The organism is Aeromonas cavernicola (assembly GCF_002795305.1).
GTDB classification, from domain to species: Bacteria; Pseudomonadota; Gammaproteobacteria; order Enterobacterales; family Aeromonadaceae; genus Aeromonas; species Aeromonas cavernicola.
In genome coordinates this window covers 1-19,976 of the sequence record NZ_PGGC01000196.1, presented here as the reverse complement: position 1 = coordinate 19,976, position 19,976 = coordinate 1, and the positions used below count along the sequence as shown (strand labels likewise).

General features: G+C 55.2%; 14 protein-coding genes and 1 tRNA gene. 7 read left to right on the top strand and 8 right to left on the bottom strand.

The window, feature by feature from the left end; all coding sequences use genetic code 11:
* The 5 genes from CUC53_RS17255 to CUC53_RS17235 all read right to left on the bottom strand — a co-directional run.
* Positions 1 to 571 (bottom strand): TVP38/TMEM64 family protein (locus CUC53_RS17255; protein ID WP_167386791.1); only part of this gene is annotated, 571 nt, incomplete at its 3' end.
* Positions 571 to 1,164: a carboxymuconolactone decarboxylase family protein gene (locus CUC53_RS17250; protein WP_100295266.1), complete on the bottom strand. Its 594-nt coding sequence runs from the start codon at positions 1,162 to 1,164 to the stop codon at positions 571 to 573. The genes CUC53_RS17255 and CUC53_RS17250, both read right to left, overlap by 1 nt.
* 25 nt (positions 1,165 to 1,189) lie before the next feature.
* Complete coding sequence (locus tag CUC53_RS17245; RefSeq protein ID WP_100295265.1) at positions 1,190 to 1,864, bottom strand: DUF1499 domain-containing protein; 675 nt, start codon at positions 1,862 to 1,864, stop codon at positions 1,190 to 1,192.
* A gap of 158 nt (positions 1,865 to 2,022) precedes the next feature.
* Positions 2,023 to 2,301 carry a peptidylprolyl isomerase gene (locus tag CUC53_RS17240; RefSeq protein WP_100295264.1) on the bottom strand — a complete coding sequence of 93 codons (279 nt, stop codon included), beginning with the start codon at positions 2,299 to 2,301 and terminating at the stop codon, positions 2,023 to 2,025.
* Positions 2,302 to 2,358: 57 nt separating this feature from the next.
* Positions 2,359 to 2,733, bottom strand: coding sequence for a hypothetical protein (locus tag CUC53_RS17235; RefSeq protein WP_100295263.1), 375 nt, complete (start codon positions 2,731 to 2,733; stop codon positions 2,359 to 2,361).
* 699 nt (positions 2,734 to 3,432) lie between these two features.
* Here CUC53_RS17235 and tamA point away from each other — a divergent pair.
* The gene (gene tamA / locus CUC53_RS17230; protein ID WP_100295262.1) at positions 3,433 to 5,130 is read left to right on the top strand and encodes an autotransporter assembly complex protein TamA; all 1,698 of its coding nucleotides are present in this window, start codon (positions 3,433 to 3,435) and stop codon (positions 5,128 to 5,130) included.
* Positions 5,127 to 8,894, top strand: a complete 3,768-nt coding sequence (gene tamB / locus CUC53_RS17225; protein WP_100295261.1) for an autotransporter assembly complex protein TamB — start codon at positions 5,127 to 5,129, stop codon at positions 8,892 to 8,894. The genes tamA and tamB overlap by 4 nt, the downstream gene beginning before the upstream one ends.
* Before the next feature lie 129 nt (positions 8,895 to 9,023).
* Here the strand turns inward: tamB and CUC53_RS17220 are convergent.
* Positions 9,024 to 9,108 (bottom strand) — tRNA-Tyr (locus CUC53_RS17220).
* 123 nt (positions 9,109 to 9,231) lie between these two features.
* On the opposite strand from CUC53_RS17220, the gene CUC53_RS17215 reads away from it, so the two are divergent.
* Positions 9,232 to 9,750, top strand: a complete 519-nt coding sequence (locus CUC53_RS17215; protein WP_100295260.1) for a VC2046/SO_2500 family protein — start codon at positions 9,232 to 9,234, stop codon at positions 9,748 to 9,750.
* A gap of 276 nt (positions 9,751 to 10,026) precedes the next feature.
* On the opposite strand, the gene hpf is transcribed toward CUC53_RS17215, so the two are convergent.
* On the bottom strand, positions 10,027 to 10,365 hold the full coding sequence (gene hpf / locus CUC53_RS17210) for a ribosome hibernation-promoting factor, HPF/YfiA family (RefSeq protein WP_100295259.1): 339 nt from the start codon (positions 10,363 to 10,365) through the stop codon (positions 10,027 to 10,029).
* A gap of 372 nt (positions 10,366 to 10,737) precedes the next feature.
* Here hpf and CUC53_RS17205 point away from each other — a divergent pair, with 372 nt between their 5' ends.
* From CUC53_RS17205 to CUC53_RS17195, 3 genes are all read left to right on the top strand, one after another.
* Positions 10,738 to 13,248, top strand: coding sequence for a putative bifunctional diguanylate cyclase/phosphodiesterase (locus CUC53_RS17205; protein WP_100295258.1), 2,511 nt, complete (start codon positions 10,738 to 10,740; stop codon positions 13,246 to 13,248).
* Positions 13,249 to 13,307: 59 nt separating this feature from the next.
* A complete protein-coding gene (locus tag CUC53_RS17200; protein WP_100295257.1) occupies positions 13,308 to 15,209 on the top strand; it encodes a transglycosylase SLT domain-containing protein in 1,902 nt (633 codons plus the stop codon).
* Positions 15,210 to 15,387: 178 nt separating this feature from the next.
* Complete coding sequence (locus CUC53_RS17195) at positions 15,388 to 16,407, top strand: LacI family DNA-binding transcriptional regulator (protein WP_100295256.1); 1,020 nt, start codon at positions 15,388 to 15,390, stop codon at positions 16,405 to 16,407.
* A 138-nt stretch (positions 16,408 to 16,545) separates the two neighbouring features.
* Here the strand turns inward: CUC53_RS17195 and CUC53_RS17190 are convergent, their stop codons facing one another.
* Positions 16,546 to 18,498, bottom strand: coding sequence for a TonB-dependent receptor domain-containing protein (locus CUC53_RS17190; protein ID WP_100295255.1), 1,953 nt, complete (start codon positions 18,496 to 18,498; stop codon positions 16,546 to 16,548).
* Between the two features lie 278 nt (positions 18,499 to 18,776).
* Between CUC53_RS17190 and CUC53_RS17185 the strand changes: the two genes are divergently transcribed.
* Positions 18,777 to 19,976, top strand: a 1,200-nt coding sequence (locus CUC53_RS17185; RefSeq protein WP_100295254.1) for an isochorismate synthase, incomplete at its 3' end; no start/stop codon positions are given.

Here is a 19,976-nt window from a genome sequence, read left to right as displayed (position 1 = left end):
TGGTTAACTGGCCAAGCTCGCTGCCCGCCAGCACATAGACGAAGGTGCCGGGCAGCATGCCAAGCTGGCTCACCCAGTAGTAGGTGCTGACTCTGATGGGGGTGAGCCCCATCAGCAGATTGACCAAAAAGAAGGGGAAAATGGGGATAAGGCGCAGGCTGAGCAGATAGAAGGCCCCCTCCTTCGCCATGCCGGACTGAAAGGTAGCCAGCTTGCCGCCAAAGCGGGCGGTGACCCAGTCGCGCAGCAAGAAGCGGGCGCTGAGAAAGGCCAGCGTCGCGCCGATGGAGCTGGCAAAGGAGACCAGCAGCAATCCCCAACCGACGCCAAAGACTGCACTTCCCCCCAACGTGAGCAGGCTGGCACCGGGCAGGGAGAGGGCGGTGCTCAGCACATAGATAAGCACGAACAGCAGGCTGGCCGAGACAAAGTGGCTGTCGACCCATTGCGCCACTGCCGCCTGCTGGGCCTGCAAGGCGCCCAGACTGAGGTAACGGCCAAGATCGAGGGCAAAGAAGGTGCCGATAAGGCCCCCCATCACCAGCGCAAGCAGCAGGCGGGTCCGGGTCATCAGGCGTCCTTGCTGTCTGGCTGGCGCTCTGGTTTGGGCGCGCGTTCCGGTTGCACCGGCAGCTGGCAGAAACCCTGCGGCGCGATATCGAGGGCAGCGTTGAACTTGGCCGACATGTTCTGGAAGGCGATAAGGCCGGTCAGCTCCACCATGGCGTCGTCGTCGAACCAGGGTTTGAGGCGGGCCGCCTGCTCGTCGCTCACCCCATCCAGCCCGGTCATCGCTTCGGTGTAGTCGAGCACCGCTTTTTCCCGCTCGTCGAACAAGGGGCTTTCGCGCCAGTTGGCCAGCGCCTCCACCTTCTCGCTGGAGCCCGCCCGTTTTATCAGGGTCATGGCGTTGATGTCGACACAGAAGCGGCACCAGTTGAGTTGGGAGACCCGCACCGTCACCAGCGAGCGCAACACGGGATCGATGGGGGAGTGCTTGCGGTTGATGACGCCATAGAGGGTGGCAACGGCGGCAAACAGGCGCGGCGAGCGGCCCCAGCACTTGCCCGGAATCAGCACCTGACCATAGTTGCGCTGTTGCAGCCAGAAAAAGGGGCGGATAAACCAGGCATATTCCCGGTCGGGTTTGACCTCCACGCGCATCAGTTACCTTCTTGTCGTTTCACTCTTACGGTTTCAAATTGGGTTTGTAAGCTTGGCCCAGTCGTTCGTTGAGGCGGGTCAAGAAATCCTCGATCCGCGCTCGGTTGGTACCCAGATCGCTGCGCCCCTGACGGGAGGCCGATCGCATATCGATGCGGGTCTCTTTGGGACCGGCAAAGACTCGCAGTGCTACATCATCCTGAAAGCCGAACCAGCCGGTGGTGACCACTGCATCCAGACCATCGGGGCTGGGTCGTACCTGCCAGCCCAGCTCCTGCATCAGTTCGCTGGCTTCAATCACCACTTCGGCAGGAGAGGCCCTAGTAAAGAGAGGACCGGGTTTTGCCTCAACTGCTTTCAGCGGAGCGCTATTTATTGGCAGATCTTGGGCTGTGCGCAGCTCGGCAGCCCAGAGAAGTGGCGGCGGATTGTTGGGGTCGGTGCTGACGTCATTGACCAGCGGCGAGTTGACGGCTTGCAGGATAAAGAGGATGGGCAACAACAGAGGGAGAACGCCTGCAACAGCGCACCATTTACGCTTGCTCCACGGTAAGCGCAACAACAGCACTGATGAGATCAGGGCTCCGAGGAGACAAAAAACAAAGCCCAACCACCAAGGCCAGAGGTGGGCACGACTACCGAGTGCGCCTGCGAGCGGCAATAACCAAGCGAGCAATGGCCAGCAGAAGAACAGCGACATGGGATAGATCCATCATCAGGGGTGATAGGCTGCAAAGGATAAACTTAATAGCCTGATAACGTTAGTAAATTCGTGTTTTAATCGAGATATCAACGACCTTGGATAAATCGTGCTGAATAGCTAAACGGATTACATTGCGGCGCAACACGGCCGAGTGGCTAGCTACGATAGAGTACCTTTATCAGGTGAAAGCCAAATTTGGTGCGCACCGGCCCCAGCACTTTGAGCAGCTCCCCCTTGAAAACCGCATCGTCAAAGGCCTTCACCATGTCTCCCTTGGAAAACTCCCCCAAATCGCCAAAGCGCTTGCCAGAGGGACAACTAGAAAAGCGCTTGGCCATCTGGCCAAAGTCGGCCCCTTTCTCGATTTTCTCTTTGAGCTCAAGACACTGCTTTTCGGTCTTGACCAGAATATGTTGGGCACAGGCTTTTTTCATTGAGCGCTCCAAAGCGGTGGGTTGCGTAAGTCCAATAGGGGCGCAAGGTTAGCTTAATTAGCGGCTACCGTCAGCTGCCAGCAGACTGCGGGGGCGGGCTTGCCAGAGGATCTCCAGCCCCAACAGACCATACACACACCAGACTGCAATGGGATTGAGCCACTCCCCACCCAGTTGTAATGCCAGCAAGGCTGCGCTTGCGAGGAACAGCGTGATGCAAGGGGCTCGCCAATAGGCGGGGAGAGGCGATACCAATGCCATCATCAGTAACATCGCCAGTCCCAGCGGCATATTAAGGGCGGTGAATGCCAGCGCCTGTTGCCCCGTCATTCCTGTTAATAGGGCCAACAGGGCGCTGCAACAGGCGAGAAACGTGATGAATTCGAGTCGGTCGGCAATATAGTCAGCCATCTGTTCGCTGCGGATCTGCATAATCATCTCCTGTCATGGCAGGCGTTACATCAAACGCACTGTCGTTGTGAAAACCCTGATAAGTGTGGGTGAGGGAGGGGACAAGTGGCAGCGGGATAAATAGATTGAGCTAAACGAGTGATTCTTTAATAAACAGTAATGACTTGTATTTCATCATGTTTTTTAGGCATATGGCGCGATGCGAGCGGGCAAGTCATGATCTTAAGCAGCGATGCGGTTAGCCATTGGGGAGTGCTTAGCGCGAGCATGGTCTTGGCCGTGTACCGACGCTGCCATGTGCTCTGCGTTATCCCAAGGCCGTTGCGCAAATAATGCTAATGGGATGAGCGCTAAGCGGGTTTGCCGTCAGCCTTTGTCGTGCCATTGGCGGTGTCAGCGAAGAAAAATCGCGGCAAGATGTTGCGCAACAGCGCGATAGCGTTCGGTGCACAGGGCTAAGCAAGCTGCGATGGGCTGCAGTGCATAACAGCCAACTGCTTAAAAGATATGATTAATTTGGTTATTGTGGCGTCCTTTCTCAGGGGGCATCGTATGTTAGGATAAGGAAATACCTGCGGTTGATGCGCCTTGCCATGCTGTGCACTGCCTATCATTTCACTCTTCAATATTCAGGAATATTGACCTTTGACAGAACGCCTTCTTCCTCTGTCAGCAGAGGGCACACTCCCCAATCGGGCCTTTTCTCGCGGCATTATTGTGATGTTGGGTCTATTGTTGCTGCTGGTTTTTTCACCTGCGATGGCCGCGAAGCTCACCTATGACGTCAAAGGATTGCGTGGCGATAATAGAGATAATGTTGAGGCTTATCTCAATGCTTTACCGGCTTATCAAGAGCGTCAATACCGTCCGGCACGGGCTCGGATCGTTGAGAGTGTGCGCCAAGCATTACAAGTTTATGGCTATTACCAACCCAAGATAACGGTCAATCGTGATCCCAAACGGCCCGACCGGGTGGTGATAGAGGTAGAAAAAGGGGAAACCGTCAAAGTCACGCGACTTGATGTGCTGTTAGAGGGGGAGGCGGGCAGTGACGATGTCTATAAAGAGCTGCTCGATAGGTTACCGCTAAAAGAGGGAGATGCCCTCAATCATGCCAAATATGAGGCCATCAAGACCGATCTCGGCAGTCTGGGCTTAGCTCGGGGATATTTTGATGCCAAGTTGAGTAAAAGCCAGGTCAAGGTATTTCCCGATAAGGGTGCGGCAGAGATCTTCATCGTCTTCGAGTCGGGTCCTCGCTACCGTTTCGGCGAGATCCGTTATGACGCTAAGCCGGAGGCGCTGCACCTGATCCGAGCACTCATGAATGTGAAAAGTGGCGATCCCTATCTGGCTATCCGCCTCGCCGAGATGTCGCAGGATATCTCTTCTACCAAATTGTTTCGTCAAGTAGAGATCAAGCCGCAGATCAGTGAGGCGGTTAACGATGAGGTGCCGATCCAAATTACCCTCGATAACCGAGTGGATCATGAAATTGAAACCGGTGTCGGCTATGCCACTGATGTGGGGCCACGGATGAGTGCGACGTGGGAAAAACCTTGGGTTAACCGCTATGGCCACCGTCTGTTTGCCACTGCTAAGGTATCTGCACCCGAGGCTGAACTCAGTTTTGATTACCAAATCCCAGTGGGTAACCCCTTGCGGGACTACTACTCCATTCAAAGTGGTTATCGCTACAAAGACAACAACGACACTCGCTCTGATTTGACCACCGTTGGCGTTAATCGCTGGACGCTGCGCCCAGAAAGTTGGGATCGGGATGTCTTTATTCGTTTGGAAAAAGAGATCTATACCCAAGGCCTTGATGAGGGGAATAGCTTGCTGTTGATCCCTGGGGTTTCATGGTCACGGCTACGAGTACGGGGGGGACTGGTCCCCGAATGGGGGGATCACCAGCAGCTGACTCTGGAGTTTTCTGATCCCACGTGGGGGTCTGATATCAGCTTTGTGCGGGTGTGGGGGCGCAGTAAATGGCTGCGAACCTTGTGGGATAACCATCGGTTCCTGATCCGCGCAGAGCAAGGGGCGATCATCGGCGACAGTTTTTCATTGGTGCCGCCATCGCTGCGTTTTTTCACCGGTGGCGACCAGACCCTGCGTGGTTTTGGCTATGAAACAGTGTCGCCTATCGGACCGGATGGCAAGTTGACAGGGGGACGTTACAGTAGCGTGGCCAGCCTCGAGTATAACTATCGTTTCAGTGAAAAATGGCTGGGTGCCCTGTTTGTCGATGGCGGCACCGCCACGGTTGATTACAGCGAGCCGGTCAAAATTGGTACTGGGGTCGGGGTTCGTTGGGTCACTCCCATTGGTCAAGTTCGCTTGGATTTAGCGGTTGGTATATCTGAAGACGATAAGCCCTTGCGGCTACATTTCGCGTTGGGGCCTGAATTATGATCTGGATAAAACGCGCCTTGCTCTGGCTGATGAGTGTGGTTTGCCTGCTGCTTATCGGGGTGAGTTTGTTGGGGTTTACCCACCAAGGTAATAAATGGTTGTGGCAACAAGCTAAGAATGCTCTGCCAGCGCTCAAGGGCGAGCTGGTGGCTGGCCAACTGGGTTATGGTTGGACCCTCAAAAGCGTGGGATGGCAAGACGATCTTATCGACGTCACGATTGATCGCGCGGTGCTCGATTGGGATCTAGGTAAGTTGCTACAGGGCAAGTTGTGGGTCAAATCACTGGCCGTGACTCATCCTGTGGTCAAGGTGGCTGAATCTGCCCCCGACCCTGAGCCGATGCCGCCCAGTGCGCCATTTGTGTGGCGTCCATTACCCTTGAAAATCCAGTTTGATCAGCTCTGGGTGGAGGATCTCGATTTACAGCTGCCAGGGATTGGGGTCACCCTGACCTCCCTTGATATTGGTGCCACTCTCACTCGTCAGGGGTTAAGCGTCCGTGGCCCGACCCTGGATGGGCTCACTGTGACGTTGGCGGAGACTGAACCCGCTCGGAGTGATACTGGGCTCTCAACGTCTGCGACAGCCGCAGAAGGGGGCGATCTCAACGATTCAGCCCAAGGCTCGCCTATCACGTTACCTGCGATTGTGTTGCCATTTCCGATTGAACTGGACGGGATGAACGCGACGCGGGTGCGCTACCAGCAAGGTGACTGGGTGGAGGCGCTAGATACCCTTCAGCTCTCTGCCAGTGCTCAGGATGATGGCGTTGATGTCCGCTCGTTGTCCGTGCGTCATTCGATGGCAGATTTGACGTTAGTGGGGAAGATCCGCCTCAGTGAGGACTACCCGCTCGATGTCACCCTCAAGGCGAAAGCCCGAAAAGGGCTGTTAGAGGGCCAGCTTAAAGGGCAGCAAGCCACGTTGGCCCTCACTGGCTCGGTGGGGAAGCTGGGGTTAACCCTCGCAGCACAAGGGCCTGTGACCGCTAATTTGAAGGGGTCACTGGCTGCCCTTGATTCTGATTTACCGTTTAAGCTGGCGCTAGATTGGCCGCGTTTGGCTTGGCCACTTCAGCCTTCAACCGCGTCTACCAACATGGCCGCGGCTCATGACACGCCGAGTTATCGCTTAGCCAAGGGGCAACTGAGTGCTAAGGGATCGTTATCAGGCTATCGGTTTACGTTGAATACGGCGGGCGATGGCACCAGTCTGCCTCCTTTTAAATTGGCCACGGAAGGTAAGGGTGACCTGAACCAGCTAAGTGAGATTACCGTGCGATTAGAGGCCCTCACGGGGGAGCTCAAACTGGCCGGCAAGCTAGGCTGGCAGAAGGGGATCGAGTGGCAGGGCACCACCTCGTTTAAAGGGATTGATCCCGCACAATGGTTGCCCGAGTTTAAAGGGAAATTGGCAGGGGAGCTGGAGAGCCATTTTCTGATGAGTGAGCAAGGGCAGTGGCAAGTGCAGCTGCCTGTGCTCAAGGTCGATGGCTCGTTGAACCAATATCCTTTCACTATCAACGGCTCGCTTGCTGGCAATGATCGGATGGAGTGGCACATTCCCACCTTCTTGCTGCAAAGTGGCCCGAATAAATTGCAAGCCAAAGGGCGGATGAGCCAGCAGTTGTGGCAATTGGATGCAGATCTCAACGCCCCGCAGTTAGCTGGATTTTATCCGGGGCTCAAAGGGGATGTCAGCGGCACGGTGCGCCTATCGGGTAATCAAGAGAAGCCCAACATAGCGGCAGATTTGCTCGCAAGCCGACTCTACTATGCCGGTACTGACCTAAAAGGGATTGTCATCAAGGGGAATGGTCTGGTAGGGCAGCAACCGGCAGGTGAGCTGGCGCTCACCATCGATTCATTGAGCCAAGGCGCCACCAAGCTCAAACAGTTAGCGCTCAACCTGAGTGGGAATTTGAATGAGCACCTGATGACCCTTACCATGAAAGGGGAGCCATTAGCGGCAAATGTCAAACTGGCGGGCGGGGTGCGTAATACCCACTGGCGCGGCAATATATCCGAGTTGACCCTTAAAACCCCCCTCAAGCGCTGGGCATTAAGCGCACCTTGGGACCTTGATCTGGATCTGCCTAGCCAGCGCTTGGCCATCGGTGACCTCTGTCTGGGATCTCAGGGTGCCAAGCTTTGTATTAAGGCAGGCAACCTCTCCGCCCAACAGGGCAACCTTGAGTTCGCGTTGGAGCAGTTTGATCTCAACCGCTTGCGTCCTTGGTTGCCGGACAACTTCCGCTGGCAAGCGATCCTCTCGGCCGATGGCCGCGCCAGTTGGCGCGGTAGTCAACCCACACTTCATGCAGTTGTGCGAACATCACCGGGTAGTTTCGTTGCTGATGAGTTAAAAACCGATTATCAACAATTGCGCTTGGCATTGAATTTTGAGCAACAGCAGGCCGCCATTCGGCTCGACTTCTCTTCTGAAAAAATAGGCAACATTGATACGGATTTAGTGATTAAAGAACCGGCCGGGCGAGGATTGCTGGCGGGCCAGCTCAAATTTAATGACTTAAAACTTGATACGTTTGCACCACTGATCCCTGAAGTGCGCACCCTGCATGGGGTCATTTCCGCTGATGCCCGCTTCGATGGCTCCTTGGCCTCCCCCTTGTTGTTTGGTCAACTGAATTTGCTGGATGGTGAGGTGCAAACGCACTCTGACATGGTCACCCTCACTAAATTAGTGACTCGCCTCACGATTGAAGGTAATCGGGCAGAATTAGACGGCTCTATGTTAGTGGGGAAAGGGCCACTGGCGCTGGGAGGCAGCATCAGCTGGGCCCAATTACCAGTGAGTGGCAATCTGACGATCCAAGGTAAAGAGTTGGAGGCCCAATATCCAGGGATGGGGCGAATGCGCATTTCACCTGATCTCAGTGTGTCACTGGGGGATGAGACGGTGATCGCCGGTCAAGTGGAGATCCCTTGGGCTCGTATCCTGGTTAAAACATTGCCAGACACCGCAGTGGCCCTCTCCAGTGATGTGACTGTGGTGTATGACGATCTGCCCCCGCCGCCTAAACCAGCCAAGCTACCGTTAGCGATGAGGGTGGCAGTCCGGTTGGGTGATGACGTTAAGTTAGACGCTCTTGGACTGAAAACCCGTGTGTCTGGCGCGCTTAATATTGCTCAGGCGCCGGAAAAGCCCCTTGCTGGTAATGGCCAATTGCTGCTCACTGAAGGCCGCTTCAAGGCGTATGGCCAAAACTTAATTATCAAGGAGGGTAAGATCCTCTTCTCGGGGCCACTGGATCGCCCGTTTCTGAATATCGAAGCGTATCGGGACCCTGAGACCATTGAAGGGGCGGTCACCGTTGGTGTAAGAGTGACGGGACCGGCAACTAAGCCTGAGATCTCAGTTTATTCTGACCCGCAAATGGCCCAGTCTGAGCAGCTTTCTTATTTACTGCGTGGTAAGGGATTACAAACAGGAGGGGAAGAGGGGGGCTTCAACGGCTTACTGGTAGCGGGTGCGGTCAGCCAAGCTAATGGGGTGGTCTCTAATATTGGCGAGTCACTGGGGATGAGCGATGTGTCGCTTGATACCGCAGGTAGCGGCGATAACACCCAAGTCACCTTATCGGCATATCTGCTACCGGGCTTGCAGTTTCAATATGGGGTAGGGGTATTTAGCCCCATTGCAGAGTTCAAGCTGCGTTATGAGTTGATGCCGCGGCTCTATTTGCAGGCCATGAGTGGTGTTGCCCAAGCGATCGATATTTTTTATCGCTTTACCCTATAACGAGGCGGGGTGCCAAGACCAAAACGGGAGACGACAGTCTCCCGTTTTTGATGGTGCGGTGTGAGCGCCCAAACGCAGCTTGTTTTGTAATAAAAAACCCAGCGTGTGGCGCTGGGGTGTCAGTCATGATGGTGGAGGGAGAAGGATTCGAACCTTCGAAGGCAGTGCCGTCAGATTTACAGTCTGATCCCTTTGGCCGCTCGGGAACCCCTCCACAACGATGGCGCGAATATTAACAGGTCCTTTGTTCTTGTGAACCCTTGGCCGAGTTTTTCCATTTACGGGATCAGTGTTGCTGCCGATAAGAGATGACATTGTTATTTTTTAGAGTGACTTAATGCTGCCAAGCGCAATCCGAGATCGTTTACTGGTCGATGAAGGCCAGTTAGGACAGCGGCTTAATCGTGATCTTCAATACGGAGACCGGGCAGACTTTCGCCTCTATTTAGCACTGATCAGTGAGGCGGTGGAGGATCAGCCCTGGTTTGATGGTCAACCTGCCAACGATAACGGAAATCGTGACTGGCGGGCCTATTTTTCATTAAGGCCGCCAGCTAGCTTGGTCGCTGAGGCGCAAGAAGATGGCAGTGTTGCTCTTAATGAACAGCTGCAACAAGGGGGCGGGATGTTAGATGTGCAGCTGTGGCTTGCGCTGAAGGCCCCGCCATTGCTTGCTAGCAGGCCAAAGATTGATCCGGTGGTTTACGATAATTTGTCCCCTTTGGTTCGTGAGCGGTTGCAAAAAGAGTGGCGTAGCGTCGAGCGACAAGAGGACCCGCTGGTGTTGCTCCCTGTGCTGGAACAGGTACATCAGGGGGTTGATACACGGCTGCATTGGTTTAGCTCGCAACTCTAGTTAGCCGTTCCTCGGTGTTAGCATGGCAGACCTGTATGAGGGCTTCACAAAGCCGTGCTCGGTTGACGTCCTCGCAGGACGGTATGTTGCCGCACACATTGCGCAGGCGTTGCTGTCAGTACGGTAGAGCATAAAGAGGCGTGATACAGGCAACTGAGTGCTACCGCGTCAGGCATTAAAATCGAACGCCCCCAAGGGGGTACCTTGGGGGCGTTCGGTCATAACTAGCTAGTTGAAAATAGTGATGGCTCTTTTAAGCTCTGGCATGAGCGGATTTCACACCTCACTCTCGTCGAGTTGGAGATGCTCTTTATGAGCGGCATTGGCACGACGGGCAAGTGGCTTGGCGGTATATCGATTGAGCTGCCGCTCCAATTTTTGGCCCAATTCATTGATCGCAGCATACATATCCTCATGCTCGGCTTGCGCAAAGAGCTTGCCGTTGGGAATGCTTACGCTGGCTTCAATCATGAATGTCAGTTTCTCTTTGGACACAATCACGTGAGGTGTGATGAGTGGGACTTGAAGACGTTCGAGCTTGTCAAAGCGGGACTCGATTCGCTCGCGGATAGTGGGGGTGATGTCAATGATTTTACTCGTAATTTCGATTCTCATAGCGCAGCTCCCTTCGGGTCTTCTTGTTTGTTTCTTGATCCCAGAGTACCCATTAATCAGGATGATAATGTGATGAAGATCACGAAATATATTCTTGGTTGTTCAGTAGCTTATAAATTGTGATCTTTTCTCGTTATGAACCAAAAACAGCTTGAGCTACGTAACGGTGGCAGGCAGTATGGGCCAAATAGGTTCATCTCAATCCCTTCTTGGCAGCCCTCATGTTAGCCTTATCGATCCCTATATGTGGTTGTATTTCAGATGTTTTCATTCAACGTTGCACGCTATCTTGACACCAGATTTGGACGTCGAGCATGGACAGTGTTTGTTGGTCGTACATCAACCTAATTGCCTGTGGTGTCGGAGCAGTAAATGAAGCAGCAAGCCACGCAGCTTATGTGGTTCTTTGATAGGCAGCTTGATCAGTGGGGTCTCTCTGATCATGACTCTTACAAGTTATGGCAGGGGGAGGAGGCACATCCATGGGCTCACAGCCTGATCCCAGAAGATGAACCATTTTTTGCAGCCTTCCTGACGCGTCTGTACGAGTCACGCCAGCCTGAGCAGTTTATTGGGCATCTACGTGGTGCCGATGGTGTCGAAAGTCACTTTATGTGGAGTGGTCAATATGTGCCTAACCAGCAAGTGTGTTGTGGTTGGTTAGCGCCTCTTGATGTGCAGCAAGGCGTAGGTGCGTCGGCCGCGCTTACCTTACCGCAACATCTATTAGAAATTCCTCTTCTTACCCAACTGGCGCAGGCATTATCAGCTAAAACGGGGATGGATTTTTTTACCACCCTGATCAATCAGTTAGCTAAAAGCTTGAGGGTTGATGCGATCTGGTTAGGGGAGCTGACAGGGGTAGATAAAATACGGGTATTGGCAGCAACAGGGATTGAGCTGACAGAGTATGGGTTGAGCGGCACACCTTGCCAGCAGCTGTATCGGCAGGGGGTGATGACCGTCACGACCAAGCATGGTCAAGAACACCAGGCGTGGATCGCGGCGGGGCAAACGTACTACGGGCAAGCGCTGTTTGATGGTCGAGGTCAGCATATCGGGCACTTGGCGCTGCTTTATACTGGGGCGGTCGATACGGCTAATCTTACCTCGCTGTTCAGCACTTTTTCGCTGCGCATGGGGGCAGAACTTGAGCGATTACAGTCAGATGCGCAGATGAGATTATCTGCCGTTGCCTTTGAAACCCATGAGGGCATCATCATTACCGACCCCGCGTTTAAGATTTTGCGGGTGAACAATGCTTTTAGTCAGATCACGGGTTTCGATCATCAATCCGTACTGGGACTGCACTTGGAAGAGGCGCTCTGGCCCAATCTTGAGGGGCCAGGCTATGAACTCAGTTCACTCAACCGGTGGCAGGGCGAAACGGAGCGTCGCCACGCCGATGGCCACACTTACCACCAGTGGGAAATCGTGACGCCAGTGCAGGACGAACGGGGCGAGATCAGCCACTTTGTTATCTGCTTTGAAGATATTTCTGAGCGTAAGGCCGCTGAGCGGCGGATCCAAGCGTTGGCCTACTACGACGAGCTGACGGGGCTCCCGAATCGGCGCCAACTTCACGAAACCTTGACCCATGCCTTTAATTACGCAAGCCGTGAGGGGATTGTGGGGGCCTTGTTGTTCATCGATCTGGATCACTTCAAGACCATCAACGACTCCCTTGGCCATGCCACGGGAGACTGGTTACTGCAGGAGGTAACCCACCGTTTGACCGGGTTAGTGCGTCATGGTGATTGTCTGGCTCGTCTCGGCGGCGATGAATTTGTGCTGTTGCTGCCAGCGTTATCGGTTAGCCCGCCACAAGCGGAAATGCAGGCTGACTCCATCGCTGAGCGGCTGATTGCTGAAATTGCGGCCCCTTATTACTACGGTGGACAAGTGCTGCACATCGGCGCGAGCGTTGGCATTACCCTGTTTCCTGACCGAGAGCAAGGGGTCGGCGATCTGCTCAAACAGGCTGATACCGCTATGTATCAGGCCAAGTCAGCGGGACGCAAGACGCGACGTTTTTTTGATGCCTCAATGCAGCATCAAGCTGATCGCCGTCTGCTTGTACACAATGAATTACGTAATGCCCTCTGTGAACGCGAACTGATACTTCACTATCAGCCGCAGCATATGGTGGACGGGGGTGACCTCATCGGGGTTGAAGCGCTGATCCGTTGGCAACCAGTGGGGCGCTCTTTGGTCTTTCCTGCCGAGTTTATTCCGATTGCTGAGGAGACCGATCTGATTGTTGATATTGGGAACTGGGTACTGCACGAGGCGTGCTCGCAGTATGTGGCGTGGCAGGAAGCGGGTATCCATATTCCACAGGTTTCAGTCAACGTCAGCGCTAAGCAGTTTCATGCCAGTGATTTTGTAGACAGAGTGCACATGGTCCTTTTTCAGACAGGAATGGACCCGAGCTGCCTCAATTTAGAGATCACCGAGTCAGTGGTGCTCGGTCATGCTGAAGATACCATTAGCAAGATGACGGAGCTCAAAGCGTTAGGCATCAGCTTTGCGATTGATGACTTCGGGGCGGGTTACTCTTCGCTGAGTTACCTGAAACGCTTGCCTGCTAATGAGCTGAAAATCGACCGATCCTTTATCCAAGAAATCCCCAAAGATGGCGACAACATGGCGATTGTCGAAGCGGTCATCGCCATGGCTCGCCACATGGGATTCAATGTCACAGCAGAAGGGGTCGAGTCACGTCAACAGCTGGAGTTTCTCAAGGCGCAGGGGTGTTGTTTCTATCAAGGATATCTGTCGTCAAAACCGCTGCCGGTCCCTTATTTAGAGAAGTATGTCAGGCGTGTCGCTCGGTCAGGGCAAGCCGATGGGAAAAATAGTCATGAGCGCGCTGTCGTGTAGCTTGGCGATCGGTAGAATGAGCGCAATACCAGCACTAAGCCCCAAAAGGGAGAGAGTCAGTGAAAGTTGTATGGGGAGTCATATTATCGATGCTGTGGGCGCCAGGGAGCATGGCGCAAACCACGGAGCAGTCACTTTATCGCCAAGCCTATGAGGCGGTGCGTGCCAACGAGCAGGGGCGTTTTCAGCAACTGCGCGCCCGTTTAACTCATTACCCTCTCTTACCGTACCTCGATTATCAGCAGCTTGCTCGGCGGTCCCCGGCGACGGCGGCTAGTGAGATAGTCGGTTTCATCCGCCAATATGGCGATACCCCGCAAGCGAATCGGTTAGAGCGCAGTTACTTGGCGTATTTGGCACAAAGTCAGCAGTGGTCGCAATTTTTACGTTTTTATCCTGCTAAGCCGAACTCGACCGACTTGCTGTGTATGCACTATGAGGCCCGTTATTACACCGGCCATACTCGCGAGGCGTTGCAGCAAGCAGAGCAGATCTGGATGAGTGGCGACTCGCGCCCAGAGGGCTGCGATGGCCTGTTTAGCCTGTGGCAAGGGGCGGGTTTGCGCAGTGAAGCGAAAGTGTGGCAGCGCATGGCGCTGGCATTCGACGCGGGGAATACCAATCTGATTCGTCATCTGGGGGCGTTTTTGGGCAGTGGTGTGCGAGGGTATGGTGATCAGATGCTGACCTTGCTGGCCCAGCCAGCCAAGGCGATGAACCCGGCTTACTTCAGTAGTCACCCCTATTCGAAAACGTTACTCTCTTTGGGGTTGGCCCGTTATGCCAAGCAAGCCCCCCAGGCGGTGTTGCGTCAGTTACCCGAACTGCAGCGTCGTTTTGGTTTGACCTTGGCCGAGCTCAAGCCTGTTGAGCAGGCGGTCGCCCGACGTTTACTGCAAGAGCGAGCGAGTGCTGAGCGGCGCTGGCTTGATAACAAGGTAACGCTGTGGGCGGATGAGGAGCTGACCGAGCTGCGAGCTCGGTTAGCCATTTGGGAGCAAGATTGGCGTGGCCTTGCGACGTGGGTCAAGTTGTTGCCGCCCGCCCGTCAGCAAGAGGATCGCTGGCGTTATTGGCTCGCTCGTGCGCTGGACGTACAAGGACAAACGAACGCTGCGCGCGCCCTCTATCAAGAAACGGCCAATTTGCGCGGATTTTACGGTTTTATGGCCGCCCAACGGGTGGGGGTGCCTTATCGGATGAAAAACCTCAGCGCGCCCAATGTACCTGACTGGCGCACTGCTAGCCGCCGCTGGCCTTTTTTGTTGCGGGTCAAGGAGCTGCTCGCGATGAATGAGGTGACCGCAGCTCGGGCAGAGTGGATTCACAATCTGGATCGAAATCCGGTTGCGCAGCGTATTGAGTTTGGCCACGTGGCCCTGAATCAGGGGTGGCATGAGTTTGCTATTCTCGCCAGTATTCGTGCTGAGGCGTGGGATGCGCTCGAATTGCGCTTTCCCAAACCGTATAAGCAGACATTCAGTCGGATTGCACAGGAGCGAGCGGTCAATATGAGCCTGCTCTACGCCATCTCTCGCCAAGAGAGTGCCCTCTATCCACGGGCACAATCCCCCGTGGGCGCGAGAGGTTTGATGCAGTTGATGCCGGCGACGGCAAAAGAGACGGCAGGTAAGCTCGGGGTGCCTTATCGCCATGAGCAGCAACTGTTTGATCCTGAGTTAAATGTGCGTCTTGGCAGCGCCTATCTTAAGCGCTTGCTCGATGTGTATAACGGTAATCGAATTTTGGCTGCGGCGGCCTATAATGCGGGGCCCGGCCGAGTGAAGCGCTGGCGTGATCAGAGTCCTGACAAGCCGATGGATGTGTGGGTCGAGAGTATTCCTTACCAAGAGACCCGTAACTATGTGCAAAACGTGCTGTCGTTTGATCTCATTTATCAACATAAGTTAAACCAACCCATGCGCTTTATCTCAGAGCGAGAGCTCAGGCACGCCTATTAACAGGCTATCGAAGTAGCCCGTATACCCGCTTACCCGCGCGCGGATGGTGGTGCACCTCTGCCGAACGAGCGGGTATGAACCGGTATTTGTTAATCCCAGTAACGGATGATGTGCAGGGGGGGAGTTATACTCGGTCGTCGGTGGCGACCGCGCCTCCCCACCATGAAAGGAACGGATAGTGGCAACGACAACGATTAAAGATGTTTCTCTGCTAGCGAATGTGTCTATCTCTACGGTATCGCGGGTGATCAACAATACGGCGCAGGTGGCACCGGAAAAACGCGAAGCCGTGCTGGCTGCGATGAAGACCCTCAATTTTCGACCGAACAGTTTTGCCCAAGCGTTGGTGAGCAAGCGCTCTAATTGCATTGGGGTCTTGGTGGGGGATCTGTGTGGTGGTCCCTTTTTCGCCCAGATGATGCGCGGTATCGAAACCATGATCGATAAAGCGAATAAGTTCACCATCGTGATGTCGGGTAACCATGATGTGAGCCGTGAACGACACGGGATTCAGGCGTTATTGCAGCGCCAGTGCGATGCCTTGATTGTCCACAGCAAGGCACTGCCGGACGAAGAGCTCAGCGAGCTGGCCGCAGGCTCGACCCCTATCGTTTTTATCAATCGCCAAGTGCCCGGAGCTGAAGATCGTTGCGTGTGGCTGGATAACCAAGCGGGGATTTCCACTGCGTGTCAGCATCTGCTGGATGCCGGTCATCGCCACATCGTTTATATCACCTCGGATGACGAGGCATTTGTGGATGGCCAACAACGGATGGCGGGCTATACCCAGACGTTGGCGCGGGCTGGCATCGAGTGTGAGCCTGCTCGGATAGGACGTGCGTTTGCCGATGAAAATGGCGGCTATGTGGCCATGAGTGAGGTGCTAGATCGCGGCGTGGCGTTCAGTGCGGTGCTTGGTTTTAACGATGCCATGGTTGCGGGGGCCATCTCTTGCTTACTGGAGCGGGGTTACAAGATCCCGCAACAGGTATCCGTGGTGGGGTTTGATGATATTCCCTACGCCCGTTACATCTACCCCAAACTCACCACTGTGCGTTACCCCATTGAGGAGATGGGCAATCGAGCGGCGGAGTTGGCCCTCAGGCTGCTCGACCACAAGCCTGTGGATGGGTTGGTGCTCAAGTTCGCCGCAGAATTGGTTGAACGTGAGTCAGTTGCCCAGCACGTGGTCTCATAGGGTCAGTGCAAGGAGAAAACACATGGCCCCATTGGGGCCATGTGTCGTTATAGGGGGGGCTATGTTGGCGGTGCCACTAGCGTGGTGGTCGGGGCATAGATAGCATTATCACTGTGCTGGATATGCCCCCTGAAGGCATTAAAAACGGGCTGAGCCGCTGACGTAGTAGCTGCGACCCGGTTCGACGTTCTGGAAGACAGTATCTTTCTCTTGCAGGCGCACGTCGGTCAGGTTGTTGATCCCCAGTCGCAGGTCAAAGTTCTCGGTGACCTTGAAGCCGGTGCCGAGATCAACGGTCTGATAGCTGGGCAGCTTGTGCAGCACGACCAGCTTGTTGACGGTCTGCTCGGCAAACTGGGTGCCAGTGTAGGTGGTGCCGACAAAGGCATTGACCCGCTCGGTGGCCTGCCAAGTGAGCTTGGCGTTGGCTTTGTGCTCCGGCCGCTCGGGCAGAGCCTGCCCTTGGTCGCCTTCTGCTTTCAGGTAGGTATAGTTCGCGCCAAGGCCAATTGTTGGCGTGAGATCGAGCTTACCGGTCAGCTCCACGCCTTTAGTCGTCGCTTTTTCTAGGTTGTACCACGTGCGATCAGTGGAGTTGGGCAACGGCTTGAAGGTCAGGAGATCATCGATATCGGAGTAGAACAGGGTGGCACTGGTTTCCCAAATCCCTTCCCCTGCGATGACCCCCAGCTCGTAGTTGGTGCTGGTTTCCGGTTTGACCTTGTCGCTACCGTAGATCCGGCAGCTGCCGCCGCAGCTCTCGATGCTGTAGCCGTTGGAGTACTGGTGCGGTGCCGGCGCCTTGAAGGCCTGGCTGACCCCACCCTTGACGGTCACCAGCTCGTTCATCTCATAGACCAGATAGCCGCGCGGGGTGAAGTGGCTGCCGTAGATCTCGTGATGATCGTAACGACCACCCAGCGTGAAAGTCAGGCTGTCGGTCAGGCCAATTTCGTCCTGAGCGAACAGCGCCTCCTGAGAGTGACTCTCTTTGCCGCCGATATCCTTGTAGCTCACCGCATCCACCAGCTCCCGATCCAGATATTCACCCCCCAGGGTCAGGTAGTGGTTGGCCAGCGCCAGGTTGGTATAGCCCTTGAGGGTCAAGGTGTTCTCTTCCAGCTCTCGCTGTTGCGGGGCCGAGTAGCTGGTGTTGAAGTCGTCGATCTGGGAGGTTTCGTAGTTAGCCATGAGGGTCGTATCCCCCCAGCTCCAGTTCCCCTTGTGGGTCAGACCAAACAGGTTGCGGTCGTTCTGCTGCTGGCGGCTGTGCACCTTGTTGCCAGTTTTGCGGAAGATATCGAGAGGCCGCTCATCCTGGTTGTAGAGGTAATCCAGCTCGACACGCTGCTGCTCATCCACCAGCCAGCTCAAGGTGGAGGCAAAGTTGCGGGTCTGCTTGGTTTCGATGAGCGGAATGCCGTTGGCTGCTTCGGTGGGGGTCCACCCTTGACGGTCATAGACTTCGCCATTCATTCGGATCAGCAGGTTATCGGTCAGTGGGCCGGTAAAGCCCAGGTTAGTTCTGTGCTGATCGCCCCCATCCTTGCCTTCAATCGCCTTAAAATCGGCATCGGCCGCCCCTTGCCAGCTTTTGCCTGGCTGCTTGGTGATGATGTTGATCACCCCACCGATGGCATCGGAGCCGTAAAGCGCCGACATCGGGCCACGGATCACCTCAACCCGCTCGATCATGCCAAGTGGCACCGGCGTGTTGTCGAAGTTGCCGCCGCGCCACAGGGCATTGGAGGAGGAGAGGCGCTTGCCATCCACCAACACCAACGTGTATTTGCCCGACATGCCGCGAATGCCAATGTCGCTGCGGCCATTGGTGTCGGTCTCGGCCTGAATGCCCACTTCGTGGCGTAGCAGGTCGGCAAGGTCATTGACCGGCGCGGCCTTGATTTGCTCCGCCGTGATGACCGAGATGGAGGCTGGTGCAGAACGGGTATTGTGGGCCGTGGTGGTGACGGTGATCACTTCATCGGCCTGAGGGGCACGGTTGGCGGCAATCGCTTGCTGGGTCAGCAGGGTGACGATGGTGGTGGCTAGCAAGGTAGGGGAGGTAAAACGGGAGGCTGAGGATTTCATCTGGTACCTGTTTCATGAATTTAAATGATAATCGTTATTATTATCTTGTGTGTCATTTGTCATTTGTCATTTGCAACCGTTTTTTATTGGTGTGAAAAAAGTTTTTTTACGAAAGAATTATCCACAACAAACTCAAATGATATTTATTATCATTATCGTTGATCCCAATTAATCTCCTTGTTAGGATGCCGTCCACTTTGCTGGGGCGGTTCATACGAATCACTTTTTCCCGCACGGTATCGACCCACCTTTATCCAATACCAAGGAGTAGCGCCGTCATGGGTGACCCTATACAGGAAGGAGAGTGGCCAGCCGCCAAGGCGGCCAAACTGGACACATCATGCTGTTTTGCGAGCGGTGACCGCGTCTTGGTTACGACCGGTGTTCGTGACAGTTTTACAGGCATTAACCCCGACCAGCTGTTAACACGACTGCGCCAATTACGCCAACAAGGGGTGACTAATCCTCTCGTGATTGGCGCCATTCCTTTTGATACCGAAGCCCCTTGGCATCTGGTGATCCCCGAGCAGTGGCAGTGGTGCGAGCGGGCTGATTTGCTGCCAACCAACGATTGTCAGCTACAGGGCCAAGTACGTGAAGTGACCGGCGCGGCTCACTATCAGGGGGCGGTCAGATCGGCGTTGCAGCAGTTTGACCAAGGTTCTCTTGAAAAGGTGGTGTTGTCCCGTGCGATTGATGTGCAAAGCGCCGAGCAGACCTCCCCCTCGCAGGCTTATGGCTCACTGCTGGCACAAAATCCCGGCGCTTATGTGTTTCAGATCCCGTTGCCGGAGGGGGAGACCTTGCTCGGCGCCAGCCCAGAGCTGCTGGTGGCACGCAGCGAGATGGCGGTGGTAAGCAACCCGTTGGCGGGCTCCCGTCCGCGCCATGCTTTTGCCGATCAACAGGCGGCCAGTGCCGACCTGCTGGGCGCCCAAAAGGATCGCTATGAACATGCGCTGGTGGCCGATGCAGTGGCCGCCGCCCTCTCCCCTTTCTGTCACGAGCTGGAAGTCCCCCGCGAGCCACAGGTGATCGCAACCCCCACCATGTGGCACCTCTCGACCCGCATCGCCGGGCGGCTCCATGAACCCTCTGCGGCGCTGGCATTGGCGTTGGCGCTGCACCCGACGCCAGCGGTGTGCGGCACGCCGCTCTCGGTGGCCCGCCAAACCATTGCTCGGCTAGAAGGGTACGACCGCCAATTTTACTGCGGCGCGGTCGGCTGGATGGATGCCGATGGCAACGGCGAATGGGTGGTCACCATCCGTTGTGGCTTGTTAACCGATACCCAGCTGCGACTCTATGCTGGGGCGGGTATCGTGCAAGGCTCATCCCCAGAAGCGGAGTGGCAGGAGACCGCCGCCAAGCTTGGCAGGCCAAGGGGTAAAGGGCACCAGCGACTTCATGCGATGACCTCCGGCTCACGGCTCTCGAGGCCGAAGGCACGCAACATGGTGCCAAGCTTGGCGGCGGTC

Coding starts and splice junctions, on each gene's coding strand:
- CUC53_RS17250 (WP_100295266.1), bottom strand. CDS start 1,164: ATGCGCGTGGAGGTCAAACCCGACCGGGAATATGCCTGGTTTATCCGC.
- CUC53_RS17245 (WP_100295265.1), bottom strand. CDS start 1,864: ATGTCGCTGTTCTTCTGCTGGCCATTGCTCGCTTGGTTATTGCCGCTC.
- CUC53_RS17240 (WP_100295264.1), bottom strand. CDS start 2,301: ATGAAAAAAGCCTGTGCCCAACATATTCTGGTCAAGACCGAAAAGCAG.
- CUC53_RS17235 (WP_100295263.1), bottom strand. CDS start 2,733: ATGCAGATCCGCAGCGAACAGATGGCTGACTATATTGCCGACCGACTC.
- tamA (WP_100295262.1), top strand. CDS start 3,433: ATGTTGGGTCTATTGTTGCTGCTGGTTTTTTCACCTGCGATGGCCGCG.
- tamB (WP_100295261.1), top strand. CDS start 5,127: ATGATCTGGATAAAACGCGCCTTGCTCTGGCTGATGAGTGTGGTTTGC.
- CUC53_RS17215 (WP_100295260.1), top strand. CDS start 9,232: ATGCTGCCAAGCGCAATCCGAGATCGTTTACTGGTCGATGAAGGCCAG.
- hpf (WP_100295259.1), bottom strand. CDS start 10,365: ATGAGAATCGAAATTACGAGTAAAATCATTGACATCACCCCCACTATC.
- CUC53_RS17205 (WP_100295258.1), top strand. CDS start 10,738: ATGAAGCAGCAAGCCACGCAGCTTATGTGGTTCTTTGATAGGCAGCTT.
- CUC53_RS17190 (WP_100295255.1), bottom strand. CDS start 18,498: ATGAAATCCTCAGCCTCCCGTTTTACCTCCCCTACCTTGCTAGCCACC.